At 71.8% G+C, this 16612-nt stretch carries 13 protein-coding genes; 7 read left to right on the top strand and 6 right to left on the bottom strand.

What is annotated here, in order from left to right:
- Positions 1-4 precede the first annotated feature (4 nt).
- Positions 5-1684, bottom strand: a complete 1680-nt coding sequence (locus ACRAKH_RS16810) for a hypothetical protein (protein ID WP_380722860.1) — start codon at positions 1682-1684, stop codon at positions 5-7.
- A 74-nt stretch (positions 1685-1758) separates the two neighbouring features.
- Positions 1759-2322 carry an FxsA family protein gene (locus tag ACRAKH_RS16805; protein ID WP_380722861.1) on the bottom strand — a complete coding sequence of 188 codons (564 nt, stop codon included), beginning with the start codon at positions 2320-2322 and terminating at the stop codon, positions 1759-1761.
- A gap of 108 nt (positions 2323-2430) precedes the next feature.
- Here ACRAKH_RS16805 and ACRAKH_RS16800 point away from each other — a divergent pair, with 108 nt between their 5' ends.
- Positions 2431-3819, top strand: a complete 1389-nt coding sequence (locus tag ACRAKH_RS16800) for a KamA family radical SAM protein (RefSeq protein WP_380722862.1) — start codon at positions 2431-2433, stop codon at positions 3817-3819.
- A gap of 63 nt (positions 3820-3882) precedes the next feature.
- Here the strand turns inward: ACRAKH_RS16800 and ACRAKH_RS16795 are convergent, their stop codons facing one another.
- Entirely contained in the window at positions 3883-5127 is a 1245-nt protein-coding gene (locus ACRAKH_RS16795) for an MFS transporter (protein ID WP_380722897.1), read from the bottom strand.
- 371 nt (positions 5128-5498) lie between these two features.
- On the opposite strand from ACRAKH_RS16795, the gene ACRAKH_RS16790 reads away from it, so the two are divergent.
- The 5 genes from ACRAKH_RS16790 (at position 5499) to ACRAKH_RS16770 (ending at position 12350) form a co-directional block, all read left to right on the top strand.
- The gene (locus ACRAKH_RS16790; RefSeq protein ID WP_380722863.1) at positions 5499-6590 is read left to right on the top strand and encodes an S-(hydroxymethyl)mycothiol dehydrogenase; all 1092 of its coding nucleotides are present in this window, start codon (positions 5499-5501) and stop codon (positions 6588-6590) included.
- A 179-nt stretch (positions 6591-6769) separates the two neighbouring features.
- Entirely contained in the window at positions 6770-7615 is an 846-nt protein-coding gene (locus ACRAKH_RS16785) for a carbohydrate kinase family protein (protein WP_380722864.1), read from the top strand.
- Between the two features lie 79 nt (positions 7616-7694).
- On the top strand, positions 7695-8720 hold the full coding sequence (locus ACRAKH_RS16780; protein WP_380722865.1) for a LacI family DNA-binding transcriptional regulator: 1026 nt from the start codon (positions 7695-7697) through the stop codon (positions 8718-8720).
- Positions 8717-9691, top strand: a complete 975-nt coding sequence (locus ACRAKH_RS16775) for a winged helix DNA-binding domain-containing protein (RefSeq protein WP_447009933.1) — start codon at positions 8717-8719, stop codon at positions 9689-9691. The genes ACRAKH_RS16780 and ACRAKH_RS16775 overlap by 4 nt, the downstream gene beginning before the upstream one ends.
- 352 nt (positions 9692-10043) lie before the next feature.
- Positions 10044-12350: an ATP-binding protein gene (locus tag ACRAKH_RS16770; protein ID WP_447009932.1), complete on the top strand. Its 2307-nt coding sequence runs from the start codon at positions 10044-10046 to the stop codon at positions 12348-12350.
- Here the strand turns inward: ACRAKH_RS16770 and ACRAKH_RS16765 are convergent.
- From ACRAKH_RS16765 to ACRAKH_RS16755, 3 genes are all read right to left on the bottom strand, one after another.
- Complete coding sequence (locus ACRAKH_RS16765) at positions 12347-13009, bottom strand: GNAT family N-acetyltransferase (RefSeq protein ID WP_380722871.1); 663 nt, start codon at positions 13007-13009, stop codon at positions 12347-12349. The two genes, ACRAKH_RS16770 and ACRAKH_RS16765, sit on opposite strands and share 4 nt — an antisense overlap.
- 35 nt (positions 13010-13044) lie before the next feature.
- On the bottom strand, positions 13045-14289 hold the full coding sequence (locus ACRAKH_RS16760; RefSeq protein ID WP_380722873.1) for a cytochrome P450 family protein: 1245 nt from the start codon (positions 14287-14289) through the stop codon (positions 13045-13047).
- A gap of 403 nt (positions 14290-14692) precedes the next feature.
- Entirely contained in the window at positions 14693-15166 is a 474-nt protein-coding gene (locus ACRAKH_RS16755; RefSeq protein ID WP_380722875.1) for a MarR family winged helix-turn-helix transcriptional regulator, read from the bottom strand.
- 86 nt (positions 15167-15252) lie between these two features.
- Here ACRAKH_RS16755 and ACRAKH_RS16750 point away from each other — a divergent pair, with 86 nt between their 5' ends.
- Complete coding sequence (locus ACRAKH_RS16750; RefSeq protein ID WP_380722899.1) at positions 15253-16299, top strand: LLM class flavin-dependent oxidoreductase; 1047 nt, start codon at positions 15253-15255, stop codon at positions 16297-16299.
- The last annotated feature ends 313 nt before the right edge of the window (positions 16300-16612 follow it).

The raw sequence follows: 16612 nt of genomic DNA, 5'->3' as shown, positions 1-16612 counted from the left end.
CCCGTCAGGCCAGCGTGTTCGGCACGTTCTTGTGCGGACCGAAGTACCCCACGTGCACCTTCCCCTGATCACGCACGGGCACGAAGTAGATCCGCGGAGCGAGCATCCCGCCGCCCTCGGCGATCTTGATGTGCATCTCCATGAACATCCGACCCGACGCGTCCACCGACCGGTCCACCTCGAAGATCCGCTTCCGGCGCAGCTTCGCCGACGACCGCACCGACTCGCTCTCCCCCATCGCCAACTTCTTCGGCGTCGCCGTCCACGCGTGCGGGTGCCCCGAGTTCTCGCACCACGTCCAGAACGACCCCGGATCGTGCTCGGCGTCCCGCAACGCCTCCCCGTAGGCGTGCAGCGCCAGGAACGCCCGCCACGCCGTCTGCCCCCACGCCCGCGACTCGACCGCGTTGTCGATCAGATCCAGGTCCACGAGCGCGCCGTCCGGCACCCGCAGGTGGACGCCCAGGTGGGTCTGCGCCAACCGCGCCGCCTCACCCGGCGAGTCCGCGTGGTCCGGCGGCGTCGCGGCCACCACCGCCAACACCTCCGCCGGCCGCTCCTCCCACAACCGCGGCTCCACCAGCGCGAGCTTCCGACGCGCCGTCGCCAACTCCGCCCGCAACCGGGCGTGCTCGCTCTCCAACAGCTCGTGGTCCTCCAACAAGTCCTGGTACCGGTGGTCCTGGGTCGCCACCTGGCCGCGCAGCTCGGCGTTCTCCTCCTCGTACATCTCCAACAACTGCGCCGCGTCCGCCGGCACGGCCTCCTTCACCGAATCCAGGAACCGCGCCGCCACCTCGTAACTCGCCGGCGCCCGACGCGCGCCCGCACGCCGCGAGATCGCCCGGCTGATGATCCCGCCCGCACCCTCCCGGTACCGGAGGAACCGCGCCGGCACCGTGTACCGGTGACGCCACGGCTCGTCGACCGCCGGATCCATGTCCGGCAGGTAGATCCGGAACGCGCCATCCCGCACGCCGTGCTCCGGCCCGACGATCGACCCGAACGCCACCATCCCCGCCTCGTCCAGGCGGCACACCGCGGCCATCCCCGCCACCATCGCCGACGCTCGCTCCACCACCCGCTCGAACTGCAGGTGCGCGGTGACCCCCGGAGGCAGCCCCACGTGGTGGAACCCCGGCGGCAACGGCGCGAACACGACGACCGGCACGTCCCGCCGCACGTCCGTCACCAGCTCCGCCAGCGCCTCGGCGCCCGAATCACCCTCGAACGACAACACCGACGCCGACAACGGCACGTCACCCCGCCGCGGTCGACCGCCCTCCGCCAGCAGCGAGCGCACGAACCGCGGCGCGGCGATCGTCACGCCGTCCAGCGAGTCGTGGCTCACCGCGTCGACATCGGTCCACAGCCACCCGTCCGTGCCCGGACCGTCATCACGCGAGCACACCCAGCCGCGCACCCTCATGATCCACTGCGACCCGTTCTCCTGCGACTCCACGAACGACACCCGCAGCGCCGAGCGCACCGACGCGCCGTCGCGGTGGTCCTGCTCGTGCTCGACCTTCAGGCGCATCGCGCCGTCCTTGGTGCTCCCCGAGCCCAGCAGCCGCTCGACCTGGCCACCGCTCTTGAAGTCCACCCACTCCAGGACGGTGCGCCGCACGTCGTCCACCAGGCTCGGCCGGTCGTCGTTCCACATCGCGCGGTACAGGGTGGCCACGGTCGCCCCTTCCGGAGATCAACGGGGAAGGGACAGGCTAGCGGCGAACTCCCGCGCCGTGGCCGCCGAAACGGTCACGGCAACTCGCGGGGCTCCCGCCGCTGCCGCGACCGCGCGTCCACCACGGCGCCGTCCACCACGGCGCCGTCCACCACCGCGCCGCCGACCACGCCACCGTCGACCACCGGGCCGTCCACCACCGCGCCGTCCACGACGGCGCCGTCCACCACCACACCACCGGCCATCGGGTCACGCCCGTAGCGGACGTTCAACACCATCGCCCGCTCCCGCTCCTCCGCCCGCCGCGCCATCCGCCGGCTGATCAACCGCCGCGTCGGAGGGAACAGCAGGAACAGACCCGCCACATCGCTCACGAACCCCGGCACGACGATCAGGAACCCCGCCGCCGCGATCAGCACCCCGTCCGCGATCTCCTGGTGCGGCGCGCGCCGCGCCCGCAACGCCTCCGAGAACGCGCCCATCGTCCGCGCGCCCTCCCGGCGCATCAGCGCCGAGCCCACCACCGCGCCCAGGACCAGCAGACCCAGGGTCGGGAGCAGACCCCAGGCGTCGAACGCCGCCACCAGGGCCGTGACCTCGACCGCGAGGCCGATGAGCAGTACCGCCAACACGCGCATACCCACCTCAACGCAGCGGACGCCTCAAACGCTCCCCGCCGAAATATTTACGTCCAACAGGTCATCTGGCAGCATATCTTCACGCCACTCAACGGGTTGGGAGCATGGATGACTGCGCTGCACGAGGTCACACCCACGACGCACCGGGCTGACCTCCAGCCCTACACCTACGAGCGCCGCGAACTCGTCGAACCCGACTGGCGCCGCTTCCCCGGCTGGCGCGACGTCACCGACACCCAGTGGCGCGACGCCCAATGGCAACGCGTCAACTGCGTCAAGAACCTCAAACAGCTCCGCACCCTCATGGGCGACCTGCTCACCGACCGCTTCTACGAAGACCTCACCGCCGACCAGCAGCACTCGGCCACCATGTCCATGCTGGTGCCACCCCAGATGATCAACACCATGGCGCCCACCGCCCCCCTCGACCCCGAGAGCTTCACCACGGCCTTCCTCGCCGACCCCATCCGGCGCTACATGATCCCCGTCCACAGCGACCGCGACCCCGACTGGCCCAGCCACCCCCACTCCGCCCGCGACTCGCTCCACGAGGCCGAGATGTGGGTCGTCGAAGGACTCACCCACCGCTACCCCACCAAAGTCCTCGCCGAACTCGTCTCCACCTGCCCCCAGTACTGCGGCCACTGCACCCGCATGGACCTCGTCGGCAACTCCACCCCCCAGGTGCAGAAGCACAAACTCGCGCTCAAACCAGTCGACCGCCAAGACCAGATGATCGACTACCTCAAGCGCACCCCCGGCGTGCGCGACGTCGTCGTCTCCGGCGGCGACGTCGCCAACGTCCCCTGGCCCCAACTCGAGTCGTTCCTCATGCGCCTGCTCGACATCGACACCGTGCGCGACATCCGACTCGCCACCAAAGCCCTCGCCGGACTACCCCAGCACTGGCTCCAGCCCAAGGTCGTCGAAGGACTCGAACGCGTCGCCCGCACCGCCGGCCGACGCGGCGTCAACCTCGCCATCCACACCCACGTCAACCACGCGCAAACCGTCACACCACTCGTCGCCGAAGCCGCCCGCACCGCCCTCGAAGTCGGCGTCCGCGACGTCCGCAACCAAGGCGTCCTCATGAAAGGCGTCAACGCCACCCCGGACGACCTGCTCGACCTCTGCTTCGCACTCCAAGGCGAAGCGAACATCCTGCCGTACTACTTCTACATGTGCGACATGATCCCCAACGCCGAGCACTGGCGCGTCGCCGTCTGGGAAGCCCAAGAACTCCAACACGCCATCATGGGATACCTCCCCGGCTACGCCACACCCCGCATCGTCTGCGACGTCCCCTACGTCGGCAAGCGCTGGGTCCACCAACTCCACGAGTACGACCGCGAACTCGGCATCTCCTACTGGACCAAGAACTACCGCACCGGCATCGAACTCGACGACCCCGAAGCCCTCAACCGCCGCTACCCCTACTACGACCCGATCAGCACCCTCGGCGACACCGGCCGCCAATGGTGGTCCGACCAGGCGTGAACCACGGGGTGTGGCGGAAACCGCACAACCTCCCGCCACACCCCGAACGCCAGACCCCGAACGTCAGACCGACTCCACCGGGTCCGACACCCGCTCCGCCTCCACCACCGCGTCCGGATCAGGCTGCAACGCCACCAACAACGCCGCACCCGCCGTCAGCACCACACTCGCCACGATCATCGGCAGATAGCTGTGGAACAGGTCCGCCAACATCGCGCCCACCTGACTGCTCGCCGCCACAGCCACCATGTGCAGCGCCCACAGCACACCGATCGCCGTGCCCTTCTGCCCCCGCGGCAGGATCTTCGTGATCCACATCGTCGTCGCCACCACCGTCGCCAGGTAGCTCGCGCCGAACAACGCGCCGAACGCCAGCACCATGAAGTCCGACGAGAAGAACGGCAACAACACCATCGACCCGGCCCGCAACAAGTAGGCGCCCATCAACGTCGCCCGGATCCGCCCCTTGTCGCACAACCGGCCCGCGATCAACGAACCCACGATCTCCAAACTGCCCAACAACACGAACGACAACGAACTCGTCGTCGCCGTCACCCCGTGGTCGTGCATGTGCGGGAACAAGTGCACATCGATGAACGCCATCGTCGTCCCGCACGCGAAGAACGGCAGGATCAACCCCCGCACCCGCTTGTTCCGGAACGTCCCCCCGATCCCCTCCCAGAAACCGTGCTCCGACGGCGCCGGCCGCGACGACTGCCGCGCCGAGTACTTCACCAACACCAACGACAACGGCAACAACACCGCCAGGAACACCACGCCGGTCCCCAACAGGATCCGCTCCCACGACATCGACTCGCCCAGGAACGTCCACAACGGCACCAGCACGATGAACCCGACCGCCGCGCCATTCGTCAGCACCGCGTACAACACACCCGCGTTCCGACCCTGGAACAACTGATCGGCCAACACGCCCAACGGCACGAACGACAACATCGTGCACCCGATCGCGCCCAACACGCCGTAAGCCACCACGAACACCCAGATGTCGGTGGCCAACGCGCACACCACCAGCACGCCACCCGTCGTCGCCGCGCCGATCGCCAACACCGGCACCGCGCCGATCCGGTCCGCCAGGTGCCCGACCGCCGACGACGCCAACGCCGTCACCACCGCGAACAACGTGGTGCCGACCGCCAACGTCCCCCGGTTCACGTCGAAACCGTCCGCGATCGGCAGGAACAACACCTGCACGGTGCTCTTCAGCGACGACCCCGCCATGGAAATCAGAAAACTCACGGTCGTCGCGAACAACACGAACGCGGTGATACCCGCCGACGCCTTCGACACGGTGCTCAACTTCTCCCCAGCTCCACTCGGGTGGTCCCCCACCGACGGCCGGCGCACGGCCGACACGGCGGCCCATCCTGCCCGACCACTTCACCCCGTGAACAGCCCACAACAGCGGGATGCCGACACTCCGTTCACCACACCCCACCACGCCATAGGCCACACAGCGCGAACCCATCAGGAAATCCGATCAGGCAAACGGCCCACCCGGACCGCCCAATGGCCCACCCACCCCGCCGGCACGGCCCACCACGCCCACTCGAATATCCTCAGCCCGCACCGGCGCGGAGGTCCGCCCGACCACCACCCGGCCCGCGAACCCCCACCCACCACCACCTTCGCAGTCGCGCAGAACAGGAGCCGGCAAACCCATGCCCCAGACCGTCAAGGCAGCAGTCGCACTCGACGAGGGCAGACCGGTCGAGGTGCGGGACATCATCGTCCCCGACCCCGGCCCCGGCGAGGTCACCGTCCGGGTCCGCGCCTCCGGCGTCTGCCACACCGACCTCCACTACCGCGACGGCGTCATCGGCAACACCTACCCCTACCTCCTCGGCCACGAAGCCTCCGGCGTCGTCGAGCAGATCGGCGAAGGCGTCCACAACGTCGCACCCGGCGACTTCGTCATCCTCAACTGGCGCGCCGTCTGCGGACGCTGCCGCGCCTGCCGCCGCGGCCGACCCACCGCCTGCGTCGACGACTTCACCGCCACCCAGCGGATGACCCTCGCCGACGGCCGACCCCTCACCGCCGCCCTCGGCATCGGCGCGTTCACCGAGCTCACCCTCGTCCACAGCGGCCAGTGCACCCCCGTCTCCCCCGAGGTGGACCCCGCCGCCGCCGGACTGCTCGGATGCGGCGTGATGTCCGGCCTCGGGGCAGCCCTGAACACCGGCGGCGTCACCGTCGGCGACACGGTGGCCGTCATCGGCGTCGGCGGCGTCGGCTCCGCGGCCGTGGCCGGCGCGAAGCTCGCCGGCGCCACCCGGATCATCGCCGTCGACATCGACGACCGGAAGCTCAAGCACGCCACCGACTTCGGCGCGACCCACGTCATCGACGCCCGCCTCGCCGACGACGTCGTCACCGCCATCCGCGACCTGACCGACGGCCTCGGCGCCGACGTCGTGATCGACGCGGCCGGGTCCCCCGAGACGTGGCGGCAGGGCTTCTACGCCCGAGCCCTCGGCGGCACGTTCGTCCTGGTCGCCCGGCCCGACTCCGACATGCGCCTGGAGATGCCGCTCCTCGACGCGTTCCTGCGCAACGGCACCTACAAGACCAGCTGGTACGGCGACTGCCTGCCGTCCCGCGACTTCCCCGCCCTGGTCGACCTCCACCTCCAGGGCAGGCTGCCGCTGGACCGGTTCGTCACCGAGCGCATCCCACTCGCCGGCGTGGACGACGCGTTCGACACCATGCGCCGCGGCGACGTGCTGCGCAGCGTGGTCGTCTTCGACTGAGGCCCTAAGGCCCTGAGGCCCGTGACCTCACAGGAGCTCCGGTCCTGTCGGGGCTCCTTGCTGTTTTTTGGGGTTTGGTGGACGCGACCACTGGGTTGGGGTTTCTTTTAGTCAACACTGAAGCTATAGAGACGACTTACACCTCTCCCCTGCTTCGATCACCCCGCACAATCGGCCGCATGCGGAAGCCGAAGGTGTTCGTCGCGGGGCCGGTGTCGTGGAACCGACTGGTGCTGGTGGACCGGTTGCCGGACCCCCGGCCGCACACCGTGTTCGCCTCCGGCCACCGCACCGCGGTCGGCGGCACGTCGGCCGGCAAGGCGCTGAACCTCGCCTCCCTCGGCGCGGACGTGACGCTGCGGACCGTCGTCGGCGACGACGAGGCCGGCCGCGCGGTGCTCGACGTGCTCGGCCGGGCCGGGGTGGAGGTGATCGCCGAGCAGGCCGAGGGCGCCACCGAGCAGCACCTCAACCTGATGGACCCGCACGGCGGCCGCCTGTCGATCTACCTGGAACTGCCGGTCCTGTCCCGGCCCAGGCACCATGAGCGGGCGCTCGCGGCGTTGGCGGCGGCCGACGCGGCGGTGATCGACCTCGCCGACCACGCCCGTCCCCTGCTGGCCGCGGCCCGCGACGCCGGCGTGCCGGTGTGGTGCGACCTGCACGACTACGACGGCGTCGCGGAGTTCCACCGCGACTTCCTGCACGCCGCCGACCACGTGTTCCTCAACGACGACGGGTTCGCCGACCGCGACGCGCTGCTGACGTTCCTGAAGTCGCTGGGCAAGCCAGCGGTGGCCACGCTCGGCGCGGACGGCGCGGTGCTCGTGGCCGACGGCGCGGTGGAACGGGTGGCCGCCGCGCCGGTCGACGAGATCGTCGACACCAACGGCGCGGGCGACGCGTTCTTCTCGGGCTTCCTGGTCGCCCACCTCGGCGGCGCGGACGCGGCCACCGCGATGGCGGCCGGCGCCCGTCAGGCGGCCCGCTGCCTCGGCTCGACAGGACTCGCGCCGGACCTGTGACCGTCAAGGGCTTGCTGAAAGGCTTTGCAAGGTCTTTCATTCTGGGTGCCCCCTGTCGCCGTCGACGGAGAGGACCCACATGGACGGCGTGACCGCCCGGTTGAGCGACATCGCCGCGCAGGCAGGCGTCAGCGAGGCGACGGTCAGCCGGGTGCTCAACGGCAAGGCCGGCGTGTCCAGCGCGACCCGCCAGGCGGTCGTCGCCGCGATGGACCTGCTCGGCTACGAACGCCCGCCCCGCCTGCGCCAGCGCAGCGCAGGGCTCATCGGGCTGATCACCCCCGAGCTGTCGAACCCGATCTTCCCCGCCCTCGCGCAGGTCGTGGAGCAGGTGCTGACCAGCGCGGGCTACACGCCGCTGCTGTGCACCCAGACGCCCGGCGGCGCGACCGAGGACCAGCTGACCGAGATGCTGGTGGACCGGGGCGTGGCCGGGATCGTGTTCGTGTCGGGCCTGCACGCGGACTCGACGGCCGACATGGACCGCTACACCAAGCTCGCCGGCCGCGGCATCCCGTTCGTCATGATCAACGGCTACACGGAGAAGGTGTCCGCGCCGTTCATGTCGACCGACGACCGCGCCGCCATGCGGCTCGCCGTGTCGCACCTGGTGGAGCTGGGCCACGAGCGCATCGGCCTGGCCGTCGGGCCGCGGCGGTTCGTGCCGGTGCTGCGCAAGATCGAGGGGTTCGTGCAGCAAATGCGCACGGTCCTCCCCTACACCGCGGAACAGGCCGAGGAGCTGGTGCGGCACTCGCTGTTCACGGTGGAAGGCGGCCAGTCCGCGGCGGCGGCGCTGCTGGACAAGGGCTGCACGGCCATCGTGTGCGGCAGCGACCTCATGGCGTTCGGCGCGATCCGGGCGGCCCGGCAGCGCGGGCTGAGCGTGCCGCAGGACGTGTCCGTGGTGGGGTTCGACGACTCGCCGCTCATCGTGTTCGCCGACCCTCCCCTGACCACGCTGCGCCAGCCCGTCGAGGCGATGGGCCAGGCCGCGGTCAACGCGCTGCTGGAGGAGATCGGCGGCACGCCCGCGCCGCACGCGGAGTTCGTCTTCCTGCCCGAGCTCGTGGTGCGCGGCTCGACGGGCGCGGGGCCGAGGTGACCCCCGGTCGGGCGAGGGCGCTGCGCATGCGGGCGCAACGCCTGACGACGCCTGCCCGCTCGCTGCCCGAGCTGCTGCACGACGTGCTCGCCGTGCAGGCGCAGGACGTGACGGCCGCCGGCCTCGCCGTGCGGGCCCGCACCACCGGCATCACGTCGGCCGACCTGCGTGCCGCGCTCGACCGCGGTGACGTCGTGCGGACCTGCGCCATGCGGGGCGCGGTGCACCTGCTGCGCCGCGAGGACGTGGACTGGGTGGTGGCGCTGCTCGGGCCGGCCAACATCGCCCGCACCCGGTGCCGGCGGCTCGAACTGGGCCTCACCGACGACGTGTGCGCGCGGGCCGTCGACGCCCTGCGGGAGGTGCTGACGGAACCCCTGGCCAAGCCGCAGCTCGTCACCCGCCTCGCCGACGTCGGCGTGGCGCTCGACCCCGACTCCCCCGCGCCGGCCTACCTGCTGGCCTACGCCGCGAACCGGGGCGTGGTGTGCGCGGGCGAGTCGACCTACCGCCTCCTCCCCCGCCGTGACGGCGAGCTGCCCGGCGTCGCCGAGCTGGCCCGCCGCTACCTGCGCGCCTATGGGCCCGCCACGGTCGACGACTTCACCTCGTGGAGCGGGCTGCCCGAGGACGACGTGCGGGCCGGGTTCCCGTTCGACGAGCTGGTGGAAGGGCCGCACGGCTGGCGGCTGCCCCTGGCGGATGCCGCCGACCTCGACGGCACGGTCCGGCTGCTCGGGCCGTTCGACACGTTCCTGCTCGGCTACAGGGACCGGGAGCTGCTGCTGGACCCGGCGCACGCGCCGCTGGTGCAGGCCGCGGGCGGGGCGCCGATGCCGCACGTCGTGGTGGACGGCGAGGTGCGCGGCGCGTGGCGTCGTCGTGAGGGGCGGATCGTGGTGGAGCAGTTCGGCCACATCCCGGTGTCAGAGCTGGACTTCGAGGTGGAGTCGGTGCTGGCCTGGGCGTGACCCGGCGGTGGTGCCCGGCGGCGGGCGGTGGGGATCGGCACGCCGCCTGCCTGCGCTGGTTAGGGTTCGGAGGTTCTCGGCGGCGCTGGTGGGTGCGGCCCCGGCCCCGCTCACCGTGGCTGCCAATAAGAAGGTCAGGCGTGGTGATCTTGATCGCATGGCCGCTCTGGTCGCGCATCATTGCGCAAGGGCGTGCAAGTAGTTGCAGGCCAGACCCGGGCTGATCAGCCGCAAGTCCTCTGAGGAGCCTCGACCGCGAGGAATCGTCGCAACTTTTTGCGGGCTGGGCCGCGCGGGTGTCGCTTCGTGGATCTCACCGTGATCGGACGGGCACGTGTCGTACGGTGTGCCGATGACCGAGCGGGCAGCGGGAGGCGGAGGAGTGCCGCGGGCGCTCAGTTCGTTCGTCGGCCGGAAGGAGCTGCTCGCCGAGCTGCGCAAGCGGATCGGCGTCGCGCCGCTCATCACGCTGACCGGTGTCGGCGGCGGCGGCAAGACGCGGCTGGCGCTGGAGCTGGCCGCGCAGGTGCACCGCGCCTACGACGACGGCGTGCGCGTCGTGGAGCTGGCGTCCGCGCGCGGCGGCGACCCGGAGTTGCTGGCGCAGGTGGTGTCCAGCGCCGTGGGCGTGCCGGACCAGGCCACGACGACGCCGTTGGAGACGCTGGTCGACTACCTCGCGCCGCGGCGCGTGCTGCTGGTGCTGGACAACTGCGAGCACCTGGTGGAGCCGGTGGCGCACCTGGTCCGCGCGGTGCTCGGCGCGGCGCCCGGCGTGCGCGTCCTGGCCACGAGCCGCGCCCGGCTGCGCGTGCCCGGCGAGGTGCTGGTCGTGGTGCCGCCGCTGGACGTGCCCGCCGAGGACGCGCCGATGGACCTCGACTACGAGTCCGTCGCGCTGCTCGTGGACCGGGCCGAGGCGAGCGTGCCCGGCTGGCGGGTCACGCCGGAGAACTGGCCGGACGTGGTGCGCGTGCTGCGCCGCGTCGCGGGCATCCCGCTGGCCATCGAGCAGGCGGTCGTGCGGATGCGGTCCATGCCGGTGTCGCTGCTGGCCGACCGGCTGGACGACGTCATGCGCGTGCTGACCGCGAACGACACCACGGCGGTCGAGCACCACCAGACCATGGCCGCCCTGATCGACTGGAGCCACGCCCACTGCACGCCCGCGGAACGCCTGCTGTGGGCGCGGTTGTCGGTGTTCGAGGGCGGGTTCAGCCTGCCCGCGGCGGAGGCCGTGTGCTCGGGTGACGGGCTGCCCGCCGACGAGGTGGCCGACGCGCTGGCCGGGCTGCTGGACAAGTCGATCGCGCTGGCCTCCGCCGACCGCAGCCGCTTCCACCTGCTGGAGCCGTTGCGGCAGCACGGCGCGGCCCGGCTGCGCGACGCCGGCGAGACGCTGGACGTCCGGCTGCGGCACCAGGAGTTCTTCCGCCGTGACGCGGCCCGGCTGGCCGGCGCGTTCGCCGGGCGGAACGAGGCCGCGCTGCTGGCGGCCGTCGACGCGGACATGGCCAACCACCGGGTGGTGCTGGCCGACCTGATCGGCACGCCCGCCACGGCGCACGAGGGCCTGCAGATGAGCGTCGACCTGGCCCGCACCCGCTGGTACACCTACGCCGGTCGATTACCCGAGGAGCGGCTGTGGCTGGGCCGCGCCCTGGCCGCCGCGCCGGTGACCGCGGACCCGTTGCGCGCCAGCGCCATCGCCCTCGACGCGTGGATCGCCCTGTGCCTCGGGGTGGAGCGGCAGGTCGTCGCGCGGCGGGTGGAGGAAGCGGCGGCCCTGGCACGTGAGGTGGCCGTGCCGCTGCCCGCGGTGACGTTCGTGCGCGGCGCGTACGCGGTGCTGGCGCTCGGCGCCGTCGACGGCGTGGAGCTGCTGCGGCAGGCGCACGAGGAGTTCGGGGCGCTCGGGCCGGACTTCGCCGTGGACCACCACCTCGCGCACATCCTGCTCACCGTGTCGCTGGTGCTGCTCGGTTCCCGGGAGCAGGCGGAGCCGGCGGCGGACGAGTTCCACGCGGCGTGCGAGCGGTTGGGCGCGCAGTGGGGGCTGAGCTGGGCGCACTGGTGCTGCGGCGTCGTCGAGACCCGGTGGGGCGATCCGGAGCGGGCGCTGGGCGTGCTGGCGGAGGGTCTGCGCGTGCAGCGGGAGATCCGCGACAAGTGGGGTCCACTGTGGACGATCGAGGCGCTGGGCTGGGCGCACGCGCGGGCCGGTGACGCCCGTGCCGCCGCCCGGATGCTCGGCCTCGCGCACGGGCTGCACCGGGTGACCGGTGTGCGGATCGGCGGCCTGGTGCCGTTCGCGCGGGCCAGTGAGGAGGCCATCGCGCGGGCCAGGGCCGTGCTCGGTGACGACGAGTACCGGCGGGTCTACGCGAGCCGGGCCGAGTCGGTGGACGAGGCGCTGGCCGCCGTCCTCGACCAGGTCGAGGACGCGCCGGAGCCGGCGGACCGCCGTCCGGCCGGGCTCACCCCGGCCGAGTGGAACGTGGCCCGGCTGGTCGGCGACGGGCTGTCCAACCCGGAGGTCGCGACCCGGCTCGTCATCTCCCCCGCGACCGTGCACACCCACCTGACCCGCATCTACCGCAAGCTCGACATCACGAACCGGCACCAGCTGATCACCCTGCTGGCGGGGATGACCGACTAGGTCGGGCGGGTGCGCCGCGCCGGGCGGTTCCGGTCCGGGTGTGCCGGGCGGGTCCGCCGGTCCGGGTGGCCGCCGTGGCGTTGCCACTCCGGTCGGAGGATGGACATCACGGCGGCGTCCACCCGCTCCCCCCGCCACAGCAGCGCGTCTCGCAGCACGCCCTCCGCGACGAAGCCGACCTTCTCGTAGACGCGGCGGGCGCGCGCGTTGAAGGCGTACACCTCCAGCGAGACGCGGTGCACGCCCACGTCCTCGAAGGCGTGGCCCAGGATCAGCCGGGTCGCCTCGGTGCCCAGGCCGCGGCCGACGGCGCCCGGCACGAGGGCGATCCGGAAGCCGCAGCTCAAGTTGTCCCGGTCCCACGCGTTGAGCACCGCCTCGCCGACCACGGCACCGCCGGCCCGTTCGACCACTGCGAGGTCCAGCCGGTCGCCCTGGTCGCCGCGCGTGGCGTACCAGGCGTGCAGCCGCGCCCGGTCGGGCTCGTCGCCGCCGGAGCTGCCGTGGCTGCCCGTCAGCCGCGCCACCTCGGCGTCCCGGAACATCGGCATCAGCGCGGGCACGTCGTCGGCCGTCACCGGGCGCAGCACGACCAGGTCGCCGGTCAGGGTGGGCTTGACGCCGAAACCGGTGACCGGCGCGGTCCGTTGATCAGCCATGTGCGGCAGTGTGGCGGCCGGCGTGGCCTTTGTCGTCAGGGTTCGAGCCGTGCGGGGACCGTGGCGAAGGTGTTGGTCACGACCTTGTCGCCCCGCTCCAGGTCCGCCGGGTCGACCGCGAGGCGGGCGTTCGGGTAGCGCTCGCGAAGCGCCATGAGCGCGGCGCGGGCCTCGATGCGGGCGAGGTGGTGCCCGAGGCAGTAGTGGACGCCGTGGCCGAACGTCGCGTGGCCCAGTGCCGCGTTGCCGGACGCCGGGGCGCGGGTCGGGTCGAACCAGTCGGCCGTCGGGCCGTGCACCTCCTGGTCGCGGCCCGCCGTGCCGAGGCTGATCATCACCACGGCGCCCTCCGGGATGGCGCCGCCGCCGGGCAGGTCGATGTCGGCCACGGCGCGGTAGTGGGGCGTCACCCGGACCGGCGAGTCCCAGCGGGCCGTCTCCTCGATCGCGGCGCCGACCGTGTCCGTGTTCAGCGCCGTCCACGCTCCGGGGGTGGCGAGCAGGGCGACGGCCGCGTTGCCGATGAGGCCGGTCGTCGTCTCGTGGCCCGCCACGATGAGCAGGATCGCGGTCGTCAGCAGCTCCTCGGGCGTCAGCCGGTCACCGTCGACCTGGGCTTGGACGAGGCCGCTGAGCAGGGCGTCGTCCGGCTGGTCGCGCTTGTACTCGATCAGTCCGGCGAGGTAGCCGACCATGGCGTCCGACGCGGGCACCACCAGCTCCGGGCGTTCGGTCATCATCGCCGAGGTCCACTCGTGCAGCCGCTCGCGGTCCTCCACCGGGACGCCCAGGAGGTCGCAGATCACGGCCAGCGGCAGCGGGAACGCCAGGCCGGCGATGAGGTCCGCGTCCGCGGGCAGGGCCGCGACCATCTCGGCGGCGGTCCTCTCCACCGCCGGGCGCAGCGCTTCGACGCGGCGTGACGTGAACGCCTGCGAGACGAGGGCGCGCAGCTTGCGGTGGTGCGGCGGGTCGGTGTTGAGCATCGACGGGCCGATGATGCGGGACAGGTCCGTCGGCCGGCCCTTGCGCGCCAGCTGGTCCTGCATCGCGGCGCGGAGACCGGCGGCGTCCTTGCTCAGGCGGCTGTCGTTGAGCAGGGAGCGGGTGGCGTCCAGGCCCAGGGTGGTGACCAGCACCTCCAGGCCGTTGGGCAGTTCGGCGGTGTGGACCGGGCCCGAGCGGGCCAGCGCGTCCTCGTGCGCGTGGTGGTCCCAGCCGCGCAGCGGGCCGCCGACGAGGGCCTGTCGGTCCGGGACGAAGCCCGTGGTCAGCTGCACGTCGTCTCCTGGTGGGGTCCGGGGGTGGTGGTGCGGCCCGGGGTGGTGGCCGGGTCCGGGTTGGGAGCGCCCACTCTGGTGGGACCACCACACCGCGCGCATCCACCTCGGTCCGTATTCACGGCGGCGGTGTACGGAGACAGGTGGACGTCGCCGGCCGGTCCGTATACGGAGGTGGATACGGATGGTTGCTGATGCGGGCGGGCTGGGCCGTGCGCGAACCTGGGTGAGGTGTTCGGCACCCCGACGGCCGAACACCTCACCGGGCGGGTCAGGCGGGTTGGCCGCCGCCCGGCCACCGGGGGTGGGGGGTCGGGAGGGGGCCGTACCACGCACGCGCCCCCTTGCAGCCGCCCCCCGCCCTCCGGCTAGGGCCGCCGTCCGGCTTGGGCCGTCGGTTCGGCTAGGGCCGTCCGTCGCCGTCGCCGTCGACGCGGGCCAGGATCCGGTGGAAGACGTGGTCGAGGACGTCGACCTCATCGTCCGTGAGGGCGTCGAAGACATAGCGGCGGACGGTGTCGACGTGGGCCGGCGCGGCGGACTCGATCGCGGCACGTCCGGCGGCCGTGAGTCGCACCATCGAGCCGCGGGCGTCTTCCGGGCACTCTTCGCGGGTGACGAGCCCGCGCTTCTCCATGCGGCCGATCTGGTGGGACAGCCTGCTGCGCTCCCAGCCGACCAGCGCGCCGAGGTCGCGTGAGCGGACCAGTCCGTCCGGTGCTTCCGAGAGGGGGGCGAGGAGGGCGTAGTCGGCGTTGGAAAGGCCCGAGTCGCGGACGAGTTGGCGTTCGAGGGCGTTGTGCAGTTCGCGGTTCACCGCGAGGTAGGCCTGCCACACCCGCGCCTCGCGCTCGTCCAGCCATCGGGGTGCGTCCATGCGACCAAGCTAGCAAGATGTTGACGTGTCATCAATCGTCGCGCTAGGTTGTTGACGTGTCCACAAGTGCTACGCGGCTTCGCGGAATGCAGCTCGGCGTCTACAGCTTCGGCGACCGCCACCGTGACCCGCTGACCGGTGAGCAGGTCTCCGTCGCCGACCGGTTGGCGCAGACGGTCGAGCGGATCAAGCTCGCCGACGAGCTGGGCCTGGGGTTCTACGGCCTGGGCGAGCACCACCTCGCCGATTACGCGATCTCGAACCCCGGCACGGTCCTCGCCGCCGCGGCGAGCGTCACGTCGCGGATCACGTTGAGCAGCGCGGTGACCGTGCTCAGCACCGAGGACCCGGTGCGGGTGTACCAGCAGTTCACCACCCTCGACCAGCTCAGCCGGGGACGTGCCGAGCTGCTGGCCGGGCGTGGCTCGTTCACCGAGTCGTTCCCGCTGTTCGGGGCGAGCCTCGAGGACTACGACGAGCTGTACGAGGAGAAGTTGGCGCTGCTGCTCCAACTCGACCGCGAGGACCCGATCACGTGGTCCGGGAAGTTCCGCGCGCCGCTGCGCGACGCCCACGTCTACCCGCGGCCTTACGGCGAGCGGCTGCGCATCTCCGTCGGCACCGGCGGCAACCCCGAGTCCTCGATCCGCGCGGGTCTCCTCGGCCTGCCGGTCGTGTACGCGATCATCGGGGGCGAGCCCGAGCGCTTCGCACCCCTCGTCGACCTCTACCGGCGGGCAGGCGAGGCCGGCGGGCAGGACGCGCGGGACCTTCACGTGACCATGAGCGCGATCGGCCTGGTGGCCCGCCGCTCGCAGGACGCCAAGAACGCGTTCTACCCGTACTGGCTGGAGACCATGAAGTACGGCGCGCGGGCACGGGGCTGGTCCGTGCCGTCGCGCGCAGACTACGACGACTGGACGGACGGCGCGCGGTCCATCTTCGCCGGCAGCCCGCAGGAAGTGGCCGAACGCCTGATCTCGGTGGGACGCCTGGTCAACGCCGACCGCTACGCCCTCCAGATGGACTGGTCCGGTGTGCCTCACCACCTCGTGATGGACGCCATCGAGTTGCTGGGCACCGAGATCCTTCCCCTGGTGCAGAAGGAGCTTCCCGCGCCCACTCCCTCATAGGTGGGCACGGGATTCTGGGATGCGTGGGCGCTGGGGCCTCGCCGCCGCCTCCTTCTTTCCCAGCAACGTTGTGGTGGGCCGAAAACTTCCCCTGGGGTGACCATTCATGGGCTGCTGGGGCTCACTACGCTCGATTGGGTGATCTTGGCGTCGTGCCTGGAAGTTGTTGTCTCCCTTGGCGTTCGGGCGACAGGAAGGGATCCGGGGCGAGGGTAGCGGTGAGTGCGGCTCCCGCGGGGCCGGCGCGGGCGGGTTGTGGACAACTTGGGCGTCCACATGATGGTCACGGCGTGTGACGCCACCCACTCGCGCT

The sequence above is a fragment of the Saccharothrix hoggarensis genome (genome assembly GCF_052936025.1).
This window is presented reverse-complemented; position numbering and strand designations above follow the sequence as displayed.

What these genes read in the sequence shown, in the direction of transcription:
- ACRAKH_RS16805 (WP_380722861.1), bottom strand. Translation starts at nt 2,322, where the DNA reads ATGCGCGTGTTGGCGGTACTGCTCATCGGCCTCGCGGTCGAGGTCACG.
- ACRAKH_RS16755 (WP_380722875.1), bottom strand. Translation starts at nt 15,166, where the DNA reads ATGGACGCACCCCGATGGCTGGACGAGCGCGAGGCGCGGGTGTGGCAG.
- ACRAKH_RS16790 (WP_380722863.1), top strand. Translation starts at nt 5,499, where the DNA reads ATGCCCCAGACCGTCAAGGCAGCAGTCGCACTCGACGAGGGCAGACCG.
- ACRAKH_RS16750 (WP_380722899.1), top strand. Translation starts at nt 15,253, where the DNA reads ATGCAGCTCGGCGTCTACAGCTTCGGCGACCGCCACCGTGACCCGCTG.
- ACRAKH_RS16765 (WP_380722871.1), bottom strand. Translation starts at nt 13,009, where the DNA reads ATGGCTGATCAACGGACCGCGCCGGTCACCGGTTTCGGCGTCAAGCCC.
- ACRAKH_RS16785 (WP_380722864.1), top strand. Translation starts at nt 6,770, where the DNA reads ATGCGGAAGCCGAAGGTGTTCGTCGCGGGGCCGGTGTCGTGGAACCGA.
- ACRAKH_RS16770 (WP_447009932.1), top strand. Translation starts at nt 10,044, where the DNA reads ATGACCGAGCGGGCAGCGGGAGGCGGAGGAGTGCCGCGGGCGCTCAGT.
- ACRAKH_RS16800 (WP_380722862.1), top strand. Translation starts at nt 2,431, where the DNA reads ATGACTGCGCTGCACGAGGTCACACCCACGACGCACCGGGCTGACCTC.
- ACRAKH_RS16780 (WP_380722865.1), top strand. Translation starts at nt 7,695, where the DNA reads ATGGACGGCGTGACCGCCCGGTTGAGCGACATCGCCGCGCAGGCAGGC.